Here is a 19,457-nt window from a genome sequence, read left to right as displayed (position 1 = left end):
CTCAGCTGGTGTACGCCTCCACCTCGGAGAGCTGGGCGGCCGGCCAGCCGGTGTTGCCGGTGAACGTCAGCCGCAGATAGCGGGCCGAAGTCCCGGGCAGTGTGACGGTGGCCGTGTTGCCGCTCGACGGGTTGAAGCTGTAACCCGCCGATCCCTTCAGGGTGTTGTACGTGCTGTTGTCGGTGGACCCCAGCACGCTCAGGGTCTGGGTGCGCGTCGCCCAGGCGGCCGCCGGGGGCAGCTTCAGCACCACCCGCTTGACGGCCTTCGCCGCACCCAGATCGACTGTGAGGGTCTGCGGGAAGGCGTTGTTACGGCTCTCCCAGTACGTGTTCGGGTTCCCGTCCACCGCGTTCCCGGCGCCGTACACGTCGACGTGGCTGCTCGCCGTCACCGCACGCCCCTGCGCGAGATTGCCGGTCTCCTCCGGCGGGTCGGTCGGGCCGGGCGGGTCGGTGGGACCCGGCGGGTCCGTGGGGCCGCCGGGGCCGCCTCCGGGGACCCCGCCGTTGGTCCACACGGGGGGCGGCCAGACGCCCGTGCAGGCGGGCGGATCGGCGTACCAGCCGGAGTTGCCGGAGCCCCGGGTGATCTGGAAGCCCGCGCCGACACAGTTGTGGATCGGGTTGGACTGGGCGATGTTGGTGGCGACGACATCGGTGAACGTCGCCCGGCCCGGCGACTGGATCTGGAGCGCGTAGGTCCCCGCGCCGTCGATCTTCACCCGGTTGAAGTTGAGCCCGTTGCTCGCGCCCTCGATGAGGTGGATCGCGGCGTAGGAGCTGTCCAGGATCTCGGTGTCGGTGACATTGATCGTGGCGCCCTGGATCGGTTCGTTGAGACCGCTGAACCAGACCGCGCCGACCCCGAACTGCCAGTTGAAGTCGTTGTTCCCGGTCCGGATGAGGGTGTTGCGGGCGGCGGTGTGCGTACCCGAAACAGCTGTTCCCCGGCCGGAGTTGACCCCGGGGTAGCGGTTGGCGATGTGCAGGCCGCCACCGTTGGTGATGGAGTCCGACATGACGTTGTCGGAGATGGTGATGTCCTTGCCGCCGTAGGTCACGATGTTGTTCGCCAGGATCGGCAGGATGACGGTGTTGAACGTGAACTTGTTGTTCACGTTCGGGATGTTCTCCGCCCACATGGCGAGCCCGTCGTCACCGCTGTTGCGGACGAAGGTGTTGGTGACGGTGGAGTTGGTGACGCCGTAGTGGAAGTTCACCCCGTCGGCCGTCTGGTCCAGGATCCGGGTGTTCTTCATGGTGAAGTTGTTCATCGGGCCGGTCAGCCAGGCGCCGCACTTGGTGTGCTGGAGCAAGAGGTTGTCGACGACCGAGTCGGACAGGGAGCCGCCGATGGCGTTCACCTGGTCGTCGTCGATCCGCTCGCGGATGTCGCCGATGATCGCGAAGTCCTTCAGCGTCACATTCGAACTGCCGCCCTGGGAGGCGTACTTGCCGTAGACGCCGACGGCCTTGTGGCGCTCCGTGGGATGCCGGCCGGTCAGCACGCTGTACCAGGGACCCGCCCCGCGCAGCGTCACCTTGTCGACGATGATGTGGTCCTGGACCTTGAAGGTCCCCTGCGGGATGTACACCTCCCGGCCCTGGGTGCGGCCCGCATCCACCGCCGCCTGGATCTTCGCCGTGGCGTCCGCCGCGCCGGTCGGGTCGGCGCCGAAGTCGCCCACCACGTCCAGTGCTCCGGAGGGCTTGCCGATCGGTGCGGCGACCTGCTCGAAGTCGGCGAGGTCGATGGTGAACGTGGGGGACTGCGCGGTGGAGGAGACCTGGAGGCGGACCTTGGTGCCGGCCGCCAGGGTGGAGCCGAACATCGTCCGGGTCTCGTCGTAGAAGTGGTGCGGGTTGGTGTCGCCGGGGTTGTTGTTGAAGGGGTAACCCCCGTAGTACCAGCCGTACTTCGAGGTCACGGGCACGCTCTTGAGCTGTGTTCCGTTCACCCGCACGTCGATCGAGGCGTCCCGGCCCGTCCCGGCGGCGTTGTCCGGCAGTGAGTAGCGGAAGGTCATCGCGTTCGCCGGGGCGGTGAGCGTGAACTCGACGTACTCACCGACCGCGTCGAGCGTCACGGCCTGGCGGCCCGAGGCCTCCGAGGGCAGTGAGCCGTAGAGCCGGTTCGGCCCGATGAGCGTGCCGTTGGTCGCGGCGTACTCGGCCTCCTGCTCCTTGAACGGGACGGTCGCCCCGCGTCCGGGGACGTTCAGCGGGGAGGGTGCGGGGACGGCGGCGGCAGCGGCTGGCGGCGCACCGGCCACCACGAGCGTGGTGGCGGCGGCCAGCGCGGTGAGGGCCAGCGCCAGGGAGGCGGACAGGGAGCGCCGCAGCATGCGGCCGGGGCGTGGGGGTGGTGGGGGAGGGGTCACGGGAGGTCCGTCCTTGCGGCTCGGGGGCTCTGCGGACGCCCTGAGGCTAAGAGCAGCCCCGCAAGGAAGTCTATGCCGCTGCGCAAAATATTGCTCTGGACGCTCAAATTAGCGACTCGGGGCGGAATGTGACGTGCCCTCACCCCTGGTGGACGATCAACCGGCCCCGGCTTCAGGCGAGATGCTCAGACCTCGCGGCCGTCCATCCCGATGTACCGGAAGCGCCCCCGCTCCACGCGGTAGATGAAGACCCCGGTGCCGGTGTACATCCCGTTCGCGGGCTCGAACGCATAGCTCTTGGAGACGCCCTTGTACCGCGTCGACCGCAGCACGGGCAGCATGTCCTGACGCGTCACCGTCTCCCGGCCCAGCCCCTCCGCGCAGGCCGCGATCAGCCCGACCGCGTCGTACGCCTCGGCCGCGAGCAGCGGCGGCGCACTGTCGAAACGCTTGCGGTAGACGGCCGCGAAAGGATGCACCGAGGGTACGGAGGCGGGGTCGGCGGCCGTCGACACGACCAGCCACCCCGCCGCGTCCTCGCCCGCCTCTGCCAGGAACCGGGGATCGTGCACGGCCTGGGTACCGATCTTCGGCCCCAGGAACCCGGCCCCGGTCAGCGCCCGCGCGAACCGGCCCGCATCCCGCCACCCGCCCCCGTACACCACCGCCCCCGGCTTCTTCGCGACGATCCGCTCCGCCTCGGCGTCCAGATCACGGGTGCCCTCCCGCACGGTCTCCGCGAGCACCGTCCTGCCGTTGCCCCGCAGCCCAGCGTCAAGGAACCGCGTGGTCTGTCGGCCGTACTCGGTCCCGTCGTCCACCAGCGCCACGGTGTCGATCTCGTACGCCCCCAGGAACTCCGCCACCGGCAGCATCTGCATGTCGTTGCGCGGGCGGGCGCAGAGGAAGATCCGGTTCAGGTTCCTGGTGTCCCCGTCGACCACGCTGAGCAGCGGCAGCGCCGCCTCGTCGTACGCGACCAGCGCCTTGCGCGCCGCGTCCGTGCCGGTCGCCCCGATGGCCGCCACCAGCAGCGGATCCTCGGCGAACCTGCGCACCGCTGCCTTCGCCCGTTCCTCGTCACCGCCGTCGTCGGCGGTGGTCAGGCGCAGGGTGAACGGCGCGTCCTTGCGCGCGTTGTGCTCCTCGACCGCCAGGAGCGCCGCCCGCTCCTGGCCCTTGCCGGTGGCCGCCGAGGGGCCGCTGAGATCGGCCTGCAGCCCGATGTGGAGCTCCGGCCGGGCCGCCGCCGTCTCCCCGCCCTCCTTGCCGTCCCCGCCCGGGTCCTTCCCGTCCCCGAACGCGGCCAGCCAGGCGGTGGTCCCGCCCGCGGCGGCGAGGACCGCGCCGCCGGTGACGTACGCGAGGAAGCGCCGACGCCCGGGGGAGGCGGGGACAGCGGTGGCGTCCCTGCCGCCGGCACCGGTCGCGGCCGTGTCCACCGTGGACCCGGCGTCCAGGCTGGTCGCCTCGATGTCGGGGAGGGCCAGCATCCGCGCGGAGCGCTCGGCGATCAGATGGGTCACCGGGCCGGGCAGCCAGCTGCCTCCCGACGCGTCCTCGGCGAAGGCCCGCCGGATGTCCCCGGCGGTCGGCCGCCCCGCCGGCTCCTTCGACAGGCACGCCTCCACGACCGGCAGCAGCCCGGGCGGCAGCGCGCCCAGCTCCGCCGGGTCGTGCACCGTACGGAAGAGCATCGCCTCCACGGGGCCGCTGCCGAACGGCCGCCCGCCGGTCGCCGCGTACACCAGGACACAGCCCAGCGAGAAGATGTCGCTCGACGGGCCGATCCGCCGCCCCTGCGCCTGCTCCGGCGAGAGGAAGCCGGGCGAACCGACGATCGCGTCCGTCGCCGTCAGGACCGTGTCGTCCAGCGCCCGCGCGATCCCGAAGTCGATCAGCCGGGGACCGTCAAGACCCAGCAGGACGTTGCCGGGCTTCACGTCCCGGTGCACGAGCCCCGCCCCGTGGACGGCCTCCAGCGCCTCCGCCAGCATCGAGCCGAGCGCCCGCACACTGCGCTCGGGCAGCGGCGCCCCGCCCCCCACCGCCTCGCTCAGCGCGGGCCCCGGCACGAACTCGGTGGCCAGCCACGGCGCGCCCGCCTCGGTGTCGGCGTCGACCACCGGCACCGCCCACCGGTTGCGCACCTGCCGGGCGATCGCCACCTCGCGCCGGAACCGGGTGCGGAACCCGGCGTCGTCCGCGTACTCGGCCCGGATCAGCTTGATGGCCACCAGCGCGCCGCCGGGCGACCGGCCCAGCAGGACCACGCCCATGCCTCCGGCGCCGAGCCGGCCGAGGATGCGGTACCCGGCGATCCGCGCCGGGTCGGTGGAGCGGAGTGGTTCCATGAGGTGTTACGTCCCCGAATCGTGCCGTGCGCCCTCAGGCGCGATCTCCAACAGGACCGGTCTGACGGTCACTTCAGCTCCAGCTCGACGCGGTAGAGCACCTTGGCGCCGCCCTCGGCGGCGATCCGCAGCAGGTCGGAATTCTGGTAGCCCTTCGCGCCCTTGACCGAGACGGCCGTGGTGACCGGCCCGATCCGGGACTTGGACCAGACGTAGTCCTGCGTCCCGCCCGAACCGGGACCGGTGTACTTCCCCGCCTCGAACAGCGAGGCGTCCGCATTGCGCACGTCCTTCTGGTCGAACTGCAGGGACATCAGCCCGCTCAGCCGCTGCCCGCCGCCCAGCTCCTGCGCCGGGCAGTGGAAGCTCTCCTGGACGGTGTCCTTGATCTCCCGGTCCGCGCCCGCCACCGTCTTGTGCACCGTCACGGTCACCGCCCCCTGGACCCGCCCCTTGCCGTCCTGGGCCGGGACGTCGAGCCGCCGGGTGAAGGTGTCCAGCACCCCGTCGGGCAGCCCGGTCCGGCTCCAGACGCAGGAATCGGCCAGCACCGGCCAGGTGCCCCCGCTCTCGTACGGCGTCGCCCGCACCATGCCCGCCGTCCAGTCGGCCTCCCCGAGAGCGGTGTTGCGCGTCAGCCTCCGGGCCTCCGCCGCCGTCTTGGGGACCCGGGCCGGGTCGGGTGTGAACTCGTAGGCGCTGGGCAGCGCACCCGGCTCCCCGGTCTCCCCGGGCTTCTTCGGATCGGGCGTCCCGGACGGATCCGCCGGCTCCCCGGCCTGCCGCACGGAGCCCGACGGCTTCGCATCCGGGCCCTCCCCGGTCTTCGTCCCCGAGCTGCCGCAGCCGGCCAGCAGGACCCCCGCCGCCGCGACCGCCACCACACGTGCCCCGTTACGCCTGTGCTTCATCGCCGGACCCCCGTCGTCCCCTGCTCCGCGCCCGGTCCGAGGTGGCCGGGGCGTCGGGTGCGAGGCGATTCTAGAAGCCCGGCGCGCCGGGTTGACGGGAACCCGGTACTCATCCCGCTGCCGAAACTTCTCAGCCACCGGGAGGGGTTCGCCTCTGGTGCGGGGGATCGGTCCGTGGTAAATGGCGGCGGCTGCGGGTCCCGGTGGCTGAAATCAGGTCATGGTGCGCGGGCGGAACTCCCGTACAGCGGGGGCGGCGGCGGGGAGTCGGCCGCCCTGTAATCACCGTGTACGGGTTCCGTGTTCGGCGGAAAATTGGTCTGGACCACCTGGGGCGGCGGTGGTTAGCTCGACTCCGGGCCCGGGGCCGCCGCGCTGCGTGCCGTGCCGTTTCCGCCCGGGCTTCCGCCGCTTGCCCACGCTTCTGCTGAGGGGATCCATCCCGTGATCGACATCGTGGCCGTGCTCAGGGCCGAGGACGCCGTTCTGGACTTCCTCTCCGTGCTCACCGCCCCCGGGCCGACCGGCCGGCAGGACGAATCCCCCGAGGTCCACGTCCTGTTCGGCGACACGGCGGAACACCTGGTGCTCCCCGCGGGCGTACCGACCGCCGAGCGCCTCGACGCCGTCGCCCGGCACGTCCGGCCCGTGGACGAGAGCGCCGCGTCGCCCGGGCCGGCGGCGCTGGCCGCCCTGATCGAGGCGGCGGCCCAGGGAGCCCCGGCCCGGCTCTGGACCCACTCGCCCGCCGACACCCGCCGCAGCAGGGGCCGCCTCGGCCGGGACGCCGCTGCCGCCGCCCCGGACGGGCCGCCCGTCCTGCACGCCGTCGGCCACTCCCCGTACCTCCAGTTCATCAGCGACCTCGACCGGCCGCTGGACCGCGCCGGGGCCGAGGCCAAGCTCGCCTTCGTCAACCGGCACTGCGGCCACCTGCTGCGCACCGAATCCGCCGAACACGTCGTCGCGACCGGGCGGGTCCATGCCACCGAGCGGTTCTTCTCCGCCGGGCCCGAGGAGCGCGAGCGGCTGTTCGCGCTCCTGGCCAGCCTCGACGAGGACGCGGCCTCGGTGCCCGACCCGTGGGAGTTCGCCACCTCCGCGTACGAGGCGGAGCGGCTGGACAGCACCGTCGCGTGGATCGCCGGACACTGTCCGCCCGGCAGCGGTCACCTCGTCGAGGTCGGCGCCTGCGAAGGCGCGCTCACCACCCGGCTCGCGGAGAAGGGCTTCACCGTCCACGCGACCGAACCCAACCCCGCCTTCCGCCGACGGCTGACCGACGCCGTCGGAGAGACAGCCCGGGTCCACCCCGCGTCCCTGGAGGAGCTGGCCGCCCGGCCGGAGCTGCCCGGAGCGGCCTACCTCCTGATCGAGATGCTCTACTACGGCCAGGACCTCGCCCTGCTGGACCGCCTCCCGGCCGATCTGGTCTTCGTCGCCCTCGAACCCGAGACGCTCGCCACCCGGCTGACCCCCTGGCTGGAGAGCGCCCCGCACTGGGAGAAGGCGGACGAGACCCCGCTCGTCGCCCCGGCGCTGGAGACCGTCTGCGGCGGCCGCGCCTACCTCAGCAAACGCGGCAGCATCGGCGTCCTGCTGCGGCGCACCGGCGTCTGACGGAGCCGGCCATGTACGACGTCTGCGTCGGGCTCGGCTACCACTGCGAGTCGACCTACCAGCTCCGCCGCATCACCGGCGTCGAGCGCGCCCACTTCTTCGACTGGCTCGACCTCGACCTCGTCGCCGTGCGGGAGATCATCGAGGCCGACTTCGCCAACGTACTCCGCCCCGGCCTGAGCGAACCGTTCAGCAACGGCCTCTGCGTACGGGACCGGGGCTCGAACATCCGCTTCTTCCACGACTTCCACGCCCCGGACGGCACCCCGCTGACCCCGGCGCTCATCGCCGAGCAGCATTCCGCGGTCCGGGAGAAGTTCGCCTACCTGGCCGACCGCTGGCGGGCGCTGACTGCCTCCCGCTCCCGCGTCCTGTACGTCCACCACGACGCCTTCGACGAGAGCGGCGCCGGCGACCTGGCGGCCCTGCACGGCCTCCTGCGCTCCCGCTACCCGGACCACGTCTTTGATCTCCTCTGGCTGCGCCGTACGGCCCCGGAGGACGCCACCGCACTCCCGCCCGGCATCACCTGGTCAACCGTCGCCGCCCAGCCGGGCCGCTGGGAGGGCAGCGACACGGCCTGGGACACCGCCCTCGCCCCGCTGGACGTCCCCCGGGCCCCAGCGCCCTGAGACCGCCCCCATCCCTCCGGAGGAACCGTGCCCGTACCACCCCCCTGGCGCACCCTCGTCGTCTCCCCGCACTTCGACGACGCCGCGCTCTCCCTCGCCGGGCTCCTGCCCACCCTGTCCGGCCCCCTCGCCGTCGTCACCGTCCACGGCGGGCCCCCGCCGCCCGGCGCCCCCGTCTCCTGGTGGGACAGCGTCTGCGGCTTCACCACCGCCGCCGAGGCCCACCGGGTCCGCAGCGCCGAGGACGCCCGCGCCTGCGAGCTGCTGGGCGCCGAGCAGGTCCTGATCGACCACCCCGACGGCCCGTACGTCACCGAGGGCGACGGACCGGACGCGCTCGACGCCCTCCTGGGCGGCCTCGGCCCCACCACCCGGGTCCTCGTCCCGCTCGGCACCAACCAGCCCGACCACGAGGCCGTCCGGCTCCGCGCCGAACGCGCCCTCGCCGCGGCCGGCGCTCCCGCCCCCCGGGTCTACGCCGACCTGCCCTACACCGGGCACCTGCCGGAGTGGGGCACGCCCGAGGCGTCCGGGGCACTGGCCGCGAGCCAGAAGTGGGGGGCCGCCTACCAGAAGCTCACCCGCCGCCACCGGGTCACCGTCGAGCGCGAGCTGGTGCTCTCCGACGAGCAGTGGGCGGCCAAGCGGGCGGCGGTCCTCAGCCACGCCTCCCAGCTCGCCGCGCTCGCCCCCGACCACGGGAACTTTCTCGCCAGGTCCGGCCCCCTGCGCGCCGAGCTGATCTGGAGCCTGGAACCTCAAGGCTGAGCCCCCCCCCGGAACGCACGAAGGCCCGGATGCCGGGGAGCATCCGGGCCTTCGCCCTGTCTGTATGCGTAACGCTGTATTCGTAACGCTGTGTTCGTACCCGCTACGGCAGCTGTGCCGCCCGCGCCTCACGCCGGTTGTCACGGAACGTGTTGACCCGTCGCGCGGTGGCGAAGAGCGGGATCACCGCACCGAGGACGACCTGGAGCGCACAGCCGGTCTGGAGCAGCAGCTGACCGCCCGGCGCGTCGAACGCCCACGCGGCGAGCAGCCCCATCGCGCCCACGATCCAGCTGAGCATCGCCACCGCGAGGATGCCCCGCGGCTTGGGGTACTCGACCCGGCTCACCATCAGCCACGCCACTCCGATGATCGCGAGCAGCGTCGGGACGAAGGGCAGCTCCAGGAGCACGATCGAGACGACCGTCAGCGCTCCGAAGGGGCTCGGCATGCCCTGGAACATGCCGTCCTTCAAGGTCACACAGGAGAATCTGGCCAGCCTGAGCACCACCGCCAGCAGCACGACGATCGCCGCCAGCGCCGACACCCGCTGGTGGGCGTCGTCCGCGACCATCCCGTACACGAGCACGAAGTAGGCCGGGGCGAGCCCGAAGCTGATGAGGTCGGAGAGGTTGTCCAGCTCGGCACCCATCGGCGAGGACCGCAGCTTGCGTGCCACGAGCCCGTCGAAGAGGTCGAAGATCGCCGCCATCAGCATGAGGATCACGGCGGTGGCCGCCGAGTGGCGGGCCATGCCCGTCTCCTCGCTGCCCGTGAGGTGCGGGATGAGGATCCCGGTGGTGGTGAAGTACACCGCCATGAATCCGCACGTTGCGTTACCGAGGGTGAGAGTGTCCGCTATCGACAGCCGCATCGACAGCGGCATGTCCTCCGCGCCGTCGGCGTCGCTCTCCTCGTCGGCTTCCGGCACCCAGCCGACCTTGGTATCCGGATCAACTACGGTCAATTCGAGTCACCCCCGCGGTGGTGGCCTGGCCGACCTCGACCGCGACATCGATACCTTCCGGAAGGTAGATGTCGACGCGCGAGCCGAAGCGGATCAGGCCGATGCGCTCGCCCTGCTCCACCTTCGTGCCCTGGGGGAGGTACGGCACGATCCGACGGGCGACCGCTCCTGCGATCTGCACCATCTCGATGTCGCCGAGCTCGGTGTCGAAGTGCCAGACAACGCGCTCGTTGTTCTCGCTCTCCTTGTTGAACGCCGGGACGAACCCGCCCGGGATGTGCTCGACCGACGTCACGGTGCCCGCCAGCGGTGCGCGGTTGACGTGGACGTTGAGCGGGCTCATGAAGATGGCGACCCGGGTGCGCCCGTCCTTCCACGGCATGATGCTCTGCACCACACCGTCGGCCGGGGAGATGACCCGGCCTTCGGCGATCTCGCGCTCGGGGTCACGGAAGAACCACAGCATGCCCGCCGCGAGCGCGGTGGTGGGCACGGCCACTGCCGCCCAGCGCCCGGACTTGCGGGCGCGGGCCAGGCTGAGGGCTGCGGTGGCGACGGTCGGGAGGAGCCACGGCGATGCTCCGCGTGCGATGCGGACCCCGCCGCGGGGTGCGGAGGTAGGGCTGTCGGGCATGGATGACCTTCGTAGCGGATGATGCCGCGCTGGCAACGGGGGACGGCGGCTTTCCGGCGATGCTATCGGTTGCCGGGCGCAACTGGGCAAGCCAGCAGCCGAGTCGGACTGCTGAAAGGCACCCGCCGAGGATGACTCGGTGTGATGTTCTTCGCCACCAAATCACCTCGAAAGGGACAATCAGCCCTGGAATCGGTACTCCTCCAGGAGGCGCCGGCCAATGATCATTTTCTGGATCTCGGCGGTACCTTCGCCGATCAGCAGCATCGGGGCCTCGCGGTAGAGGCGCTCGATCTCGTACTCCTTGGAGAAGCCGTAACCGCCGTGGATACGGAAGGCGTCCTCGACGACTTCCTTGCAGTACTCGGAGGCGAGGTACTTCGCCATCCCTGCCTCCAGGTCGTTACGTTCCCCGGAGTCCTTTTTGCGTGCCGCGTTCACCATCATCGCATGGGCGGCTTCGACCTTGGTGGCCATTTCAGCCAATTTGAACTGGATCGCCTGGTGCTCCGCGATCGGTTTGCCGAAGGTGTGGCGCTGCTGGGCGTACGAAACACCCAGCTCGAATGCACGCTGAGCGACACCGCAACCACGTGCGGCGACATTTACCCGGCCGACCTCGACACCGTCCATCATTTGGTAAAACCCTCGGCCGGTCGCGCCCCCGAGGACCCGATTGGCCGGAATGCGCAGGTCGTCCATGATGAGCTCGGTCGTGTCGACGCCCTTGTAGCCCATCTTGTCGATCTTCCCGGGGATGGTCAGGCCGGGCCGGACCTCTCCGAAGCCGGGCTCCTTCTCGATGAGGAAGGTCGTCATCGACTTGTGGGGCGGGGTGCCCTCGGGGTGGCCTTCGTCACTTCGGCAGAGAACGGCCACCAGATTGGACGTTCCGCCGTTCGTCAGCCACATCTTCTGGCCGTTGAGGACGTACTCGTCGCCGTCCCTGACGCCCTTCGACGAGATCGCCGAGACATCGGAACCGAGCGCCGGCTCCGACATCGAGAACGCGCCCCGCACCTCGCCCAGCGCCATCCGCGGCAGGAACGTGTCCCTCTGCTCCTGGGTGCCGTGCTGCTTGAGCATGTAGGCCACGATGAAATGCGTGTTGATGATCCCCGACACGCTCATCCAGCCGCGCGCGATCTCCTCCACGCACAGCGCGTAGGTGAGCAGCGACTCTCCCAGACCCCCGTACTCCTCGGGGATCATCAGCCCGAACAGGCCGAGTTCCTTGAGCCCCTCCACGATTTCCGTGGGGTACTCGTCGCGGTGCTCCAGCTGGGTCGCGACCGGAATGATCTCCTTGTCGACGAAATCCCGGACCGTGGCAAGGATTTCCCGCTGGATGTCGTTCAGACCGGCGGTCTGGGCGAGTCGCGTCATGGCTGCTTCTCCTGTGGCTTCACGCGGATGGCCTTAAGGCTTCACACAGTTAGTTGGCGGGCGTCGGGCGGCCGGGCTGTTCGCCGCCGCGCTCCTTGATGTACGTCTCGGTGGGGACCATCACCTTGCGCCGGAACACGCAGACGACCGTGCCGTCCTGCTTGTAACCCTTGGTCTCCACGTAGACGATCCCGCGGTCGTTCTTGGACTTCGAAGGGGTCTTGTCCAGCACGGTCGTCTCGCCGTAGATCGTGTCGCCGTGGAAGGTCGGCGCGATGTGCTTGAGCGATTCGACCTCCAGGTTGGCGATGGCCTTTCCGGAGACGTCCGGCACCGACATGCCGAGCAGCAGCGAGTAGATGTAGTTCCCGACGACGACGTTCTTCCCGAAGTCGGTCGTGCTCTCCGCGTAGTTGCTGTCCATGTGCAGCGGGTGGTGATTCATGGTCAGCAGGCAGAAGAGGTGGTCGTCGTATTCCGTGACCGTCTTTCCGGGCCAGTGCTTGTAGACGGCACCGACCTCGAACTCCTCAAATGTGCGTCCGAACTGCATGATCAGGCCTCCGGGGCTTCGAACTTGGAGGTGCGCTGCATTCCGGCGGCCCGGCCCTTGCCCGCGATGACCAGGGCCATCTTGCGGCTGGCCTCGTCGATCATCTCGTCGCCGAGCATCGCGGAGCCCTTCTTGCCGCCCTCCTCGGAGGTGCACCAGTCGTAGGCGTCGAGGATCAGCTCGGCGTGGTCGTAGTCCTCCTGCGAGGGCGAGAACACCTCGTTGGCCGCGTCGACCTGGCCGGGGTGCAGCACCCACTTGCCGTCGAAGCCGAGGGCGGCGGCGCGGCCGGCCACCTCGCGGTAGGCGTCCACGTCACGGATCTGGAGGAACGGGCCGTCGATCGCCTGGAGATCGTGCGTACGGGCCGCCATCAGGATGCGCATCAGGATGTAGTGGTACGCGTCCGCCGGGTAGCCGGGCGGCTGCTGACCGACGACCAGGGTCTTCATGTTGATCGAGGCCATGAAGTCGGCCGGGCCGAAGATCAGCGTCTCCAGGCGGGGCGAGGCGGCGGCGATGTCGTCGATGTTCACCAGGCCCTTGGCGTTCTCGATCTGCGCCTCGATGCCGATCTTCCCGACCTCGAAGCCCATCGTCTTCTCGATCTGGGTCAGCAGCAGGTCCAGCGCCACGACCTGCTGGGCGTCCTGGACCTTCGGCAGCATGATGCAGTCGAGGTTGGGGCCCGCACCCTCGACGACCGTGATGACGTCCCGGTACGTCCAGTGCGTCGTCCAGTCGTTGACCCGTACGACCCGGGTCTTGCCGCTCCAGTCACCGTTGTTCAGCGCGTCCACGATGTGGTGGCGGGCGCCTTCCTTGGCGAGGGGCGCGCAGGCGTCCTCCAGGTCCAGGAAGACCTGGTCGGCCGGGAGGCCCTGGGCCTTCTCCAGGAAGCGCGGGTTGGAGCCCGGCACGGCCAGACACGAACGCCGGGGGCGCAGCCGGTTCACGGGGGTGGTGGGCGTGGTCATGCGGAGACCTCCAGAGGGTCGAGCTTGTTCGCTTTCCGGATCTCGTCGACGATACGGCCGATGATCTCCGTGATACCGAAGTCCTTCGGGGTGAAGACGGCGGCCACACCGGCTTCGATGAGCGCAGCGGCGTCGGCCGGCGGGATGATGCCGCCCGCGATCACCGGAATGTCCGGCGCCCCGGCCTCGCGCAGCCGGTGCAGCACATCGGGCACCAGCTCCGCGTGCGAGCCGGAGAGGATGGACAGCCCCACGCAGTGCACGTCCTCGGCGATCGCCGCGTCGGTGATCTGCTCGGGGGTCAGCCGGATCCCCTGGTAGACCACCTCGAAGCCGGCGTCCCTGGCCCGTACGGCGATCTGCTCGGCCCCGTTGGAGTGCCCGTCCAGGCCCGGCTTGCCGACCAGCAGGCGCAGCCGTCCCACGCCCAGCTCGTCGGCGGTGCGGGTGACCTTCTCGCGGACCAGGGCGAGCGGGGTGCCCGCCTCCGCGGTGACCGCGACCGGGGCCGAGGAGACCCCGGTGGGCGCGCGGAACTCGCCGAAGACGTCCCGCAGCGCCCAGGACCACTCGCCGGTGGTGACGCCCGCGCGGGCGCACTCGACGGTGGCTTCCATCATGTTCTCGGTGCCCGCGGCGGCCTTCTTCAGCGCGGCCAGCGCCTCCGTCGCACGGGCCTCGTCGCGGTTGTCCCGCCACTCGTGGAGGGCCGCCACGACCCGCGCCTCGTTCTCCGGGTCGACGGTCATGATCGCGCCGTCGAGGTCGGAGGTGAGCGGGTTGGGTTCGGTCGTCTCGTAGATGTTGACGCCGACGATCTTCTCCTCGCCGCCCTCGATCCGGGCCCGCCGCGCCGCGTGCGAGGAGACCAGCTCGGACTTGAGGTAGCCGGACTCGACGGCCGCCATCGCACCGCCCATCTGCTGGATCCGGTCGATCTCCGCGAGCGACTCCTCGACCAGGGACTCCACCTTGGCCTCGATGACGTGCGAACCGGCGAAGATGTCCTCGTACTCCAGCAGATCGCTCTCGTGCGCCAGCACCTGCTGGATCCGCAGCGACCACTGCTGGTCCCAGGGCCGGGGCAGCCCCAGCGCCTCGTTCCAGGCGGGGAGCTGCACCGCGCGGGCGCGGGCGTCCTTGGAGAGGGTGACGGCCAGCATCTCCAGCACGATGCGCTGGACGTTGTTCTCCGGCTGCGCCTCGGTCAGGCCGAGGGAGTTGACCTGGACGCCGTAGCGGAAGCGGCGCTGCTTGGGGTTGGTGATGCCGTACCGCTCACGGGTGACGCGGTCCCAGATGCGGCCGAAGGCGCGCATCTTGCACATCTCCTCGATGAAGCGGACGCCCGCGTTCACGAAGAACGAGATCCGGGCGACCACATCACCGAACTTCTCCTCCGGCACCTGCCCCGAGTCGCGGACCGCGTCGAGCACCGCGATGGCGGTCGACATGGCGTACGCGATCTCCTGGACCGGGGTGGCCCCCGCCTCCTGGAGGTGGTAGCTGCAGATGTTGATCGGGTTCCACTTGGGGATGCGGTTGACCGTGTACGTGATCATGTCGGTGGTCAGCCGCAGCGAGGGCACCGGCGGGAAGACGTGCGTCCCGCGCGAGAGGTACTCCTTCACGATGTCGTTCTGCGTGGTCCCCTGGAGCTTGTCGGGGTCGGCCCCCTGCTCCTCCGCGACCACCTGGTAGAGCGCCAGCAGCCACATGGCGGTCGCGTTGATCGTCATCGAGGTGTTCATCTGCTCCAGGGGGATGTCCTGGAACAGCCGGCGCATGTCACCGAGGTGGGAGACGGGAACACCGACACGGCCCACCTCGCCGCGGGCGAGAATGTGGTCCGGGTCGTATCCGGTCTGCGTCGGCAGATCGAAGGCGACCGAGAGACCCGTCTGGCCCTTGGCGAGGTTGCGGCGGTACAGCTCGTTGGACGCCTCGGCGGTCGAGTGACCGGCGTACGTCCGCATGAGCCAGGGCCGGTCCTTCTGACGTTCGTTCATCGGAGAACCTCAGACGTTGCGGAAGCGGTTGATGGCGTCGATGTGCTGCTCGCGCATTTCCTCGTTGCGCACGCCCAGACCCTCGCGGGGCGCCAGCGCCAGGACGCCGACCTTGCCCTGGTGGACGTTGCGGTGGACGTCGTGGGCGGCCTGTCCCGTGTCCTCCAGGGAGTAGACCTTGGAGAGGGTGGGGTGGATCTTGCCCTTGGCGATGAGCCGGTTCGCCTCCCACGCCTCGCGGTAGTTGGCGAAGTGGGAGCCGATGATCCGCTTGAGCGACATCCACAGGTAGCGGTTGTCGTACTCGTGGTTGAAGCCCGAGGTGGAGGCGCAGGTGACGATGGTGCCGCCCTTGCGGGTGACGTAGACGCTCGCGCCGAAGGTCTCGCGTCCGGGGTGCTCGAAGACGATGTCGACGTCCTCGCCGCCGGTCAGCTCGCGGATGCGCTTGCCCAGCCGCTTCCACTCCTTGGGGTCCTGGGTGTGCTCGTCCTTCCAGAACTTGTAGCCCTCGGCGTTGCGGTCGATGACCGCATCCGCGCCCATCGCCCGGCAGATGTCGGCCTTCTCCGGGCTGGAGACGACACAGATCGGGTTGGCGCCGCCGGCCAGGGCGAACTGGGTGGCGTAGGAGCCGAGTCCGCCGCTGGCGCCCCAGATCAGCACGTTGTCGCCCTGCTTCATGCCCGCGCCGTTGCGCGAGACGAGCTGGCGGTACGCGGTCGAGTTGACCAGGCCCGGCGACGCGGCCTCCTCCCAGCTCAGGTGCTGGGGCTTGGGCATCAGCTGGTTGGACTTCACGAGCGCGATCTCGGCGAGCCCGCCGAAGTTGGTCTCGAAGCCCCAGATGCGCTGCTCGGGGTCGAGCATCGTGTCGTTGTGCCCGTCGGAGGACTCCAGCTCCACGGAGAGGCAGTGCGCGACGACCTCGTCACCCGGGTTCCAGGCGTTCACGCCGGGGCCGGTGCGCAGGACGACGCCCGCGAGGTCGGAGCCGATGACGTGGTACGGCAGGTCGTGGCGCTTGGTGAGCTCGCTGAGCCTTCCGTACCGCTCCAGGAAGCCGAAGGTGGACACAGGCTCGAAGATCGAGGTCCAGACGGAGTTGTAATTCACCGAACTGGCCATCACGGCGACGAGGGCCTCGCCGGGGCCGAGTTCGGGGACCGGGACCTCGTCCAGGTGGAGCGACTTGCGGGGGTCCTTGTCACGGGAGTCGAGCCCCGCGAACATCTCCGCCTCGTCCTTGTGCACGGTGATCGCGCGGTAGGACTCGGGGAGGGACAGGGCCGCGAAGTCCGCGGCCGTGCTGTCCTGCGATTGGATCGCGTCCAGGATTTCCTTCACGGTGTTGCCTCCGGTGATGCGGCGTCGAGGGAACGCTTGACGGGCCCTGCTGGCAGGGGTGCGGTGCGGTGTGGAGGTGTTGCCGTCGGTTCGGCGGGTGGAGCTTCGGCTTGCTCGGGTGGAGCAGAAGGTTGCCTGTGACGCAGGCGTCCGGGCGCGCAGCACGGTGGTTGCGGGGACAGCCGGCGTACGTGAGATCCCAGCACGCCGGCCGCCCGGACACCTTCAACGTATGGCACTCCGTGACACCTGACAAGGCACCCAGTGCCAACAATTTCTCTCACTTGTCATCTCGTAGGCACGCATGAGCAACACGATGGGCGTTACAAGACGTTCTGTCCTGCTGGCGTGCGGTTACTGGCCGGGTCGGTACACATACGGCGTCGTCGTCCCCAGCTCCGTGAAGCCGAGCCGGCCCAGGATCGGGGCGGACATGTCGGTCGCGTCGACCTGGAGGTACCGGTAGCCGCGCTCGGCGGCGATCCGCGCCCGGTGGGCGACCAGCGCCCGGTAGATGCCCTTCCCTCGCCAGGCGGCCACCGTGCCGCCGCCCCAGAGCCCCGCGAAGCCCGTGCCCGGGTACAGCTCCATCCGCCCGGAGCACACCGGCTCCCCGTCGCCGTCCACCGCCATCACGGCCACGAACTCCTCGGGGGCCTCCTCCAGCCGCCTCAGCACCTGATGGAGGAGCCGGGTCCCATCGGTGCCGAACGCCCGCTCATGGGCCCGGGCCATCAGTTCCGCCCCCGCCGCGTCGGTCACCGGGCGCAGGGTCACCCCCTCGGGCAGCTCGACCGGCCCGGCCAGCAGGCCGGCCGGCGCCACCAGCAGGGCCTCCGGCGGCTCCGGCTCGAACCCGGCCGCCCGCAGCCGCTCACCCAGATCGGCGGGCCGGTCGTGCGCGTACAGCTTCCACTCGAACTCCGGCAGCCCCAGGGCCGCACAGTGCTCGATCTGGGCGGCGATCACCGCGTCCGCCCCCGCGGAGTCCAGCTCCGGGTCCGACCACACCACCCCGTTCCAGTCATCGGGGCCGCCCACCTGGCGTACGACGGGGCCGGAGCGCTCGACGCGTACACCGGGCCCGTCCGGACGGGCGTGCTCCCGCATCTCACGGTCGAACAGGACACGGGTCGCCGCGGTGGTCTCGGGGGTTCTCTCACTTGATCGCATCCGTGCACCTCAGCACAGCGGTGATCGGTAAACCAGCGGATTTCGGCCGCTCGCCGCAGGGAACGGCTCGCCGCGCAGGCGTCGAAACCCCAGCTCGGGGCAGGTGTGCCGAACCAAGTGATCTTGAAATGGTCGGAAGGCAGGGGTGGGGCACCGATGGGCATACCGATCCGCAGACGGAGCATCCGGGAACGGCGCGCCGCCTTCGACCTCCGGCGCACCACCTTCGGCTTCGCCCTGATCGCGCTGATCCTCGCGGGCGGCGGGATGGCGCTGCGGGCGGCCTGGCGGAGCGCCGCCGGTCACCCGGTCGCCGCGGCGCTCCTGATCGCCCCGGTCCTCGCCGCAGCGGTCGTGGTGCTGCGCCGCCGCCGTCGGGCCCGGCGGGTCGCGGGGGTGGTCACGGACGCCGCGTACGGGATCGTCGACGCGGGTCTCGCGGAGCTGGACGCAGCCGAAGCCGCCCGGGCGGAGAGGCGCCCGGAGCCCCCGGAGGCCGCTCATCCGGTCGACTACGCGCAGCTGGACCCGTACGCCTTCGAGGAGGCCGTGGCCGAACTCTGCCGACGCGACGGCTGTGCGGACGCCGAGGTGGTGGGCGGCGCCGGTGACCTGGGTGCCGACGTCCTGGCCACCACCCCGGACGGCCGCCGCCTGGTCGTCCAGTGCAAGCGCTACGGGCCGGACAACCGGGCCGGATCCCAGGAGCTCCAGCGCTTCGGCGGCACCTGCTACGCGGTGCACGGGGCGGACATCGCGCTCGTCGTCTCCACCGGCGGCTTCACCGACCCCGCCCTCGACTACGCCGAGCAGTGCGCGATCCTCTGTTACGGCCCCGAGGAGCTGGCCGCCTGGAGCGAGGGTGGGGCGCCGCCGCCCTGGGATACGGTGGCGGCCCCGGCCGCCGAGCAGGACGCCGGGCTCAGCGCTCCTTGAGCGCCTGCTGGATCGTCCGCATGACCTCGTCCAGCGGGGCGTCCGTACGCGCCACCGCGACGAGCACCTCGCCCTCCGTGGACACCGTCGCCGCCGGGGTCCTGGCGGGCTCGGCCTGGGCGGTCCGCCCGGCCCCGATGCCGGTGCCGAAGGTGTCGCGCACGATGGCGAAGGCGCGGTCGAGCTGGGCCTCCACATCGCCCTGGCCGCCCGCCCGCAGCCAGCGGCGCAGTACGTGGTTGTGCGCGGTGACCACGGCGGACGCGGCCACCTCCGCCAGCAGCGGGTCATCGTTGCCCACGTGGTGGTCGCGCTCGTCGAAGTGGCCCAGCAGATAGCGGGTGAACAGCCGCTCGTAGCGGGCCACCGACGCGATCTCGGCCTCCCGGAGGGTGGGCACTTCGCGGGTCAGTTTGTAACGGGCCACGGAGACGGCGGGCTTGGCCGCGTACATCTTCATGACTTCCTTGATGCCGCGGCAGACCGTGTCGAGGGGGTGCTCGTGCGCGGGGGCGGCGTTCAGGACGGCCTCGGCCCTGACGAGGGTGTCGTCGTGGTCGGGGAAGATGGCCTCTTCCTTGGAGCGGAAGTGCCGGAAGAAGGTCCGCCGGGCGACGCCCGCGGCGCCCGCGATCTCGTCGACGGTCGTCGCCTCGTAGCCTTTCGTGGCGAAGAGCTCCATCGCGGCTGCGGCCAGTTCGCGGCGCATCTTGAGCCGTTGGGCGGCGGCACGCGTTCCCGCGGCGGTCTCCGGGGCGTCGGGCGCGGCGGTGGCACGGGGTGACTTGGCGGGCTGGGACATGGCAT

At 70.6% G+C, this 19,457-nt stretch carries 16 protein-coding genes; 4 read left to right on the top strand and 12 right to left on the bottom strand.

Going from position 1 to position 19,457, the window contains the following annotated elements:
• Position 1 precedes the first annotated feature (1 nt).
• The 3 genes from ACK8N7_RS38300 to ACK8N7_RS38290 form a co-directional block, all read right to left on the bottom strand.
• A complete protein-coding gene (locus tag ACK8N7_RS38300; RefSeq protein WP_500446230.1) occupies positions 2 to 2,347 on the bottom strand; it encodes a discoidin domain-containing protein in 2,346 nt (781 codons plus the stop codon).
• 221 nt (positions 2,348 to 2,568) lie between these two features.
• Positions 2,569 to 4,737: a bifunctional serine/threonine-protein kinase/ABC transporter substrate-binding protein gene (locus tag ACK8N7_RS38295; RefSeq protein WP_500446200.1), complete on the bottom strand. Its 2,169-nt coding sequence runs from the start codon at positions 4,735 to 4,737 to the stop codon at positions 2,569 to 2,571.
• Between the two features lie 68 nt (positions 4,738 to 4,805).
• Positions 4,806 to 5,648 carry a hypothetical protein gene (locus tag ACK8N7_RS38290; RefSeq protein WP_403210165.1) on the bottom strand — a complete coding sequence of 281 codons (843 nt, stop codon included), beginning with the start codon at positions 5,646 to 5,648 and terminating at the stop codon, positions 4,806 to 4,808.
• A 444-nt stretch (positions 5,649 to 6,092) separates the two neighbouring features.
• Here ACK8N7_RS38290 and ACK8N7_RS38285 point away from each other — a divergent pair, with 444 nt between their 5' ends.
• From ACK8N7_RS38285 to ACK8N7_RS38275, 3 genes are read left to right on the top strand one after another with little or no spacing between them, the layout of a single operon-like run.
• A complete protein-coding gene (locus ACK8N7_RS38285) occupies positions 6,093 to 7,268 on the top strand; it encodes a class I SAM-dependent methyltransferase (RefSeq protein ID WP_500446198.1) in 1,176 nt (391 codons plus the stop codon).
• A gap of 11 nt (positions 7,269 to 7,279) precedes the next feature.
• Positions 7,280 to 7,900, top strand: a complete 621-nt coding sequence (locus ACK8N7_RS38280; protein ID WP_500446196.1) for a DUF1796 family putative cysteine peptidase — start codon at positions 7,280 to 7,282, stop codon at positions 7,898 to 7,900.
• Between the two features lie 27 nt (positions 7,901 to 7,927).
• The gene (locus tag ACK8N7_RS38275) at positions 7,928 to 8,668 is read left to right on the top strand and encodes a PIG-L family deacetylase (RefSeq protein WP_500446194.1); all 741 of its coding nucleotides are present in this window, start codon (positions 7,928 to 7,930) and stop codon (positions 8,666 to 8,668) included.
• A 103-nt stretch (positions 8,669 to 8,771) separates the two neighbouring features.
• Here ACK8N7_RS38275 and pssA read toward each other — a convergent pair whose 3' ends face one another.
• The 8 genes from pssA to ACK8N7_RS38235 all read right to left on the bottom strand — a co-directional run bounded on the left by pssA (position 8,772) and on the right by ACK8N7_RS38235 (position 17,714).
• Positions 8,772 to 9,599: a CDP-diacylglycerol--serine O-phosphatidyltransferase gene (gene pssA, locus ACK8N7_RS38270; protein WP_032757026.1), complete on the bottom strand. Its 828-nt coding sequence runs from the start codon at positions 9,597 to 9,599 to the stop codon at positions 8,772 to 8,774.
• 22 nt (positions 9,600 to 9,621) lie between these two features.
• Positions 9,622 to 10,269 (bottom strand): phosphatidylserine decarboxylase, encoded by a 648-nt coding sequence (locus tag ACK8N7_RS38265; protein ID WP_015612499.1) that lies wholly within the window; start codon positions 10,267 to 10,269, stop codon positions 9,622 to 9,624.
• 180 nt (positions 10,270 to 10,449) lie between these two features.
• Positions 10,450 to 11,655, bottom strand: a complete 1,206-nt coding sequence (locus ACK8N7_RS38260; RefSeq protein WP_403210173.1) for an acyl-CoA dehydrogenase family protein — start codon at positions 11,653 to 11,655, stop codon at positions 10,450 to 10,452.
• A 49-nt stretch (positions 11,656 to 11,704) separates the two neighbouring features.
• On the bottom strand, positions 11,705 to 12,208 hold the full coding sequence (locus ACK8N7_RS38255; protein ID WP_403210175.1) for a MaoC family dehydratase: 504 nt from the start codon (positions 12,206 to 12,208) through the stop codon (positions 11,705 to 11,707).
• 2 nt (positions 12,209 to 12,210) lie between these two features.
• Positions 12,211 to 13,185: an HpcH/HpaI aldolase/citrate lyase family protein gene (locus tag ACK8N7_RS38250; RefSeq protein ID WP_031123361.1), complete on the bottom strand. Its 975-nt coding sequence runs from the start codon at positions 13,183 to 13,185 to the stop codon at positions 12,211 to 12,213.
• Positions 13,182 to 15,194, bottom strand: a complete 2,013-nt coding sequence (locus ACK8N7_RS38245; RefSeq protein WP_403210176.1) for a protein meaA — start codon at positions 15,192 to 15,194, stop codon at positions 13,182 to 13,184. Before ACK8N7_RS38245 ends, ACK8N7_RS38250 begins: the two co-directional genes overlap by 4 nt.
• Positions 15,195 to 15,203: 9 nt before the next feature.
• A complete protein-coding gene (gene ccrA, locus ACK8N7_RS38240) occupies positions 15,204 to 16,541 on the bottom strand; it encodes a crotonyl-CoA carboxylase/reductase (protein WP_403210178.1) in 1,338 nt (445 codons plus the stop codon).
• A 354-nt stretch (positions 16,542 to 16,895) separates the two neighbouring features.
• Positions 16,896 to 17,714: a GNAT family N-acetyltransferase gene (locus ACK8N7_RS38235; protein ID WP_403210180.1), complete on the bottom strand. Its 819-nt coding sequence runs from the start codon at positions 17,712 to 17,714 to the stop codon at positions 16,896 to 16,898.
• 156 nt (positions 17,715 to 17,870) lie between these two features.
• Here ACK8N7_RS38235 and ACK8N7_RS38230 point away from each other — a divergent pair, with 156 nt between their 5' ends.
• Positions 17,871 to 18,650 (top strand): restriction endonuclease, encoded by a 780-nt coding sequence (locus ACK8N7_RS38230; protein ID WP_500446190.1) that lies wholly within the window; start codon positions 17,871 to 17,873, stop codon positions 18,648 to 18,650.
• Here ACK8N7_RS38230 and ACK8N7_RS38225 read toward each other — a convergent pair.
• Positions 18,637 to 19,452 carry a TetR family transcriptional regulator gene (locus ACK8N7_RS38225; RefSeq protein WP_500446188.1) on the bottom strand — a complete coding sequence of 272 codons (816 nt, stop codon included), beginning with the start codon at positions 19,450 to 19,452 and terminating at the stop codon, positions 18,637 to 18,639. The two genes, ACK8N7_RS38230 and ACK8N7_RS38225, sit on opposite strands and share 14 nt — an antisense overlap.
• Positions 19,453 to 19,457 lie beyond the last annotated feature (5 nt).

The organism is Streptomyces griseobrunneus (assembly GCF_046713465.1).
Taxonomy (GTDB): domain Bacteria; phylum Actinomycetota; class Actinomycetes; order Streptomycetales; family Streptomycetaceae; genus Streptomyces; species Streptomyces microflavus.
The sequence above is the reverse complement of the archived record's forward strand: the minus strand, read 5'-3'. Positions and strand labels throughout refer to the sequence as shown.